3 protein-coding genes are annotated in these 3,372 nt (G+C 37.8%); all 3 read left to right on the top strand.

Features of this window, described 5'->3' with window-relative positions:
• Positions 1-117 precede the first annotated feature (117 nt).
• The 3 genes from AC3AX0_RS09690 to AC3AX0_RS09700 are packed head-to-tail and all read left to right on the top strand — an operon-like array spanning position 118 to position 3,249.
• Positions 118-360 (top strand): NAD(P)H-dependent oxidoreductase subunit E, encoded by a 243-nt coding sequence (locus AC3AX0_RS09690; protein WP_487550087.1) that lies wholly within the window; start codon positions 118-120, stop codon positions 358-360.
• Position 361: 1 nt separating this feature from the next.
• On the top strand, positions 362-2,086 hold the full coding sequence (locus tag AC3AX0_RS09695) for a [Fe-Fe] hydrogenase large subunit C-terminal domain-containing protein (RefSeq protein WP_487550088.1): 1,725 nt from the start codon (positions 362-364) through the stop codon (positions 2,084-2,086).
• Entirely contained in the window at positions 2,083-3,249 is a 1,167-nt protein-coding gene (locus AC3AX0_RS09700; protein WP_487550089.1) for a SpoIIE family protein phosphatase, read from the top strand. The genes AC3AX0_RS09695 and AC3AX0_RS09700 overlap by 4 nt, the downstream gene beginning before the upstream one ends.
• The last annotated feature ends 123 nt before the right edge of the window (positions 3,250-3,372 follow it).

The following is a 3,372-nucleotide window of genomic DNA, read 5'->3' on the forward strand; positions in this document are numbered from 1 at the left end:
AAATTTAACAAAAACTATTGACTTTAATATTTTTCAGATATATAATATCGGTGAAAAGAACAAAAACTATATTTAATAAAAATGTAAGACAATATAAAAGTATAGAGGAGTAGTCTAATGAATGAAATATTTGTATGTGTAGGTAGTGCGTGTCATCTAAAGGGCTCATATGACGTAATAGATTATTTTAAAAACTGGATAAAGGATAATGAACTTCAAAATGATTTTGTGGTTAAAGCTTCATTCTGTCTGGGTCACTGTACAGAGGCTGTTTCAGTGAAAGTTGATGAAGTGATTTATTCAGTATCACCTGACAGTGTTGAAGAATTCATCAACAAAAATATTGCATGGAGTTGCTAATATGAAGATTATGGATTTTTATCCCGCAAATTGTAAAAATTGTTATAAATGTGTGAGGAATTGTCCGGTAAAGGCTATAAGGATAGTAAACGACCAGGCGGAAATCATAGAAGACAGGTGCATTGGCTGTGGAAGATGCTTCAATGTCTGTCCGCAGAATGCAAGAAACATCCACAGCGACCTTGACAATGTGAAGCAAGCACTGAAAAGAAAAAAAGTAATAGTAAGTATAGCGCCCAGCTACAGAGGAATATATCCTAATTATAAAAAACTTATTGGAGCGCTTAAGAAGCTAGGGATAGATACAGTTGAAGAAACAGCAGTAGGGGCTGAACTAGTTACGGATCTTTACGGCAGGTATATGGATGAAAATCCTGGTAAGAGTGTAATTACATCCTGTTGTCCTTCGGTAAACCTTCTAATCAGAAGATACTTTTCAGAAATAGGGGACAGTATAATACCAGTTGACACTCCAATGATTATCCACAGCAAGCTGCTTAAGGAAAAACATGGATATAATTCATATGTGGTATTCCTTGGACCTTGCATATCAAAAAAGATTGAAGCTTACGGGTATCAGAAGCAGAGTATAATCGATGCTGTTATTTCCTTCGAGGAGCTTGAAGGTTGGTTAAGGGAAGAGGATATTCTAATTGCTGACTGTGAAGAGATGATACCTGATATGGAAGCAGGGAAGTTAGGCTCTAGATATCCTATTGAAAGAGGAATACTTGCTGGACTTGAAAAGACTATAGAAAAAAACAGCATGACATCAATGTCAGTTAACGGACTTGAAGACTGCATGATGATCTTCGAGGCATTAAGAGATGGAGAAATAGATAATATCTGCATAGAGGCTAATGTATGCAGAGGTGGGTGCATTGGTGGACCTGCAGTTCCAAAGTCCTATGACAATGTCTATAAAAGAAAGATAAGGGCAATGGACTCCATAGGCAGACTGGAGCAGGAGAATATCGAAGAAAAACATTTCGAAAATCTGGATAGACTGCGACCTTACGATAGGATATTTAAAAGGAAAAAATATTCACCTCCATTAATTTGTGAAGAGGAAATGACAAAAATTCTTGCTAAAATGGGTAAATATTCAAAGGATGACGAACTTAACTGCGGAGCCTGTGGATATGATTCATGCAGGGATAAGGCTGTTGCAGTATATGAAGGAAATTCTCATCCTGAAATGTGTATTCCATATATGAGAATGCAGGCTGAAAGGCTTTCAAACATAATCTTCGAGTATTCACCAAACATACTCATACTGATGGATGAGGAGAAAAATGTACTGGATATCAATCCTCAGGGAGAAAAAGTATTTAATGTAAAGCTCAACAATATAAAAGGCAAAAATATAGATATGATAATGGCTTCAAACGATTTTGACGAAGTTGTCAGGGAAGGCAAAAACATTATCGATAAAAAAATCAATTTTCCAAACTACGGACTGAAGGTGAAGGAAAATATCATACATATAAAGGAGCATAAACTCATATACGGATTATTCTCCAACGTGACAGATGAGGAGAATAGAAATATGGAGCTCGCACAGCTTAAATTTAACACCCTTGATACGGTAAACAATGTAATAGACAGGCAGATGCGGGTTGCTCAGGAGATAGCGGGACTTCTTGGAGAAACAACGGCAGAAGCCAAAATAGCTCTTTTAAACCTTAAGAAGGTTGTAGAAAATGAAGAGGGTGAAATAAAATGAGTTGTTACCTGGATATAAATTACAAAAGCATAAACAAGCATGGAGAGGAGCTCTGTGGGGACAATGTAGTTGTAATAAACAACGAGGATGAAGCTGTAATAGTACTGTCAGACGGACTTGGAAGCGGAGTGAAGGCAAGCATACTCTCCACAATGACATCAAAGATAGCATCAACCATGTTGAAGCAGGGAGCAACTCTTAGAGACACCGTTGAAACCATAATAAACACATTGCCTACCTGCCAGGTGAGAAAACTTGCCTATTCCACTTTTACAATGATAAAGATTGACAAGGAAAGGAATATGTATCTGGCAGAATACGACAATCCTCCAGTATTTTTCTACAGACATGGAAGGGATATTCCCCTGGACAAGAAGGAAACCATAATATCAGGGAAGAAGATATTTGAAAGTCAGATAAAACTGGAGGAGGGAGATTCCATAAGTGTAGTAAGTGACGGTGCCGTCCATGCAGGAGTAGGACAGATGCTAAACCTTGGTTGGGCATGGAATGAAATCAACGAATACCTCATGAACCTCAATCATGTAAATGATTCAGCTAATCTTATTAACGGAAACTTCCTGGGAGTATGCAGCAACCTTTACAACAACAAGCCGGGAGACGATACTACAATTGTGACAGTAAAGATGAAGAAGCCTTCCGTAGTGGATGTATTTACAGGACCTCCCCGTGATGGAAATCTTGATATCTTTTATGCGCAGAGGATGGCTGAAGGAGAAGGGAAGAAGGTTATCTGCGGAGGAACTACTGCCCTTATAGCATCAAGGGAGTTGAAAAGAGACATTGAGGTGGATAATGACACCATATCGCCTGATATACCTCCAATAGCATATATTAAAGGATTCGACCTGGTTACTGAGGGAGTACTGACTTTGGGAAAGGCACTTGAAAAGGTGAAATGCTACAACCGTTCAGCCTTTGATGAGGATATAAAGATTAGTGAATACAACGGTGTAGACCTTCTTGTGAAAGTACTCGTGAAAAACAGCACCCATATAAACTTCCACATAGGAAGGGCTGTGAATCCGGCACATCAGAATCCTGACTTTCCAGTAGGCTACAATATAAAGTTCAACATTCTTGAATCTCTCATGAAGGAACTAACCATGTGCGGAAAAACAGTAAAGTCGATATATTATTAAGGAAAATAGTGCAAATTATTATATAAAAAACACTATTTCATATGAAACAGGAGCAGGAAATGAAAAATTTTGAAAATCACGTACAGGAAATCAAATATAGCGTACTTAAGGAACTTGTTAAAG

It is taken from the genome of Dethiosulfatibacter sp., assembly GCF_983023055.1.

Bases quoted from the DNA above. Each gene is read 5' to 3' on its own strand.
- AC3AX0_RS09690 (WP_487550087.1), top strand. From the start codon at position 118: ATGAATGAAATATTTGTATGTGTAGGTAGTGCGTGTCATCTAAAGGGC.
- AC3AX0_RS09695 (WP_487550088.1), top strand. From the start codon at position 362: ATGAAGATTATGGATTTTTATCCCGCAAATTGTAAAAATTGTTATAAA.
- AC3AX0_RS09700 (WP_487550089.1), top strand. From the start codon at position 2,083: ATGAGTTGTTACCTGGATATAAATTACAAAAGCATAAACAAGCATGGA.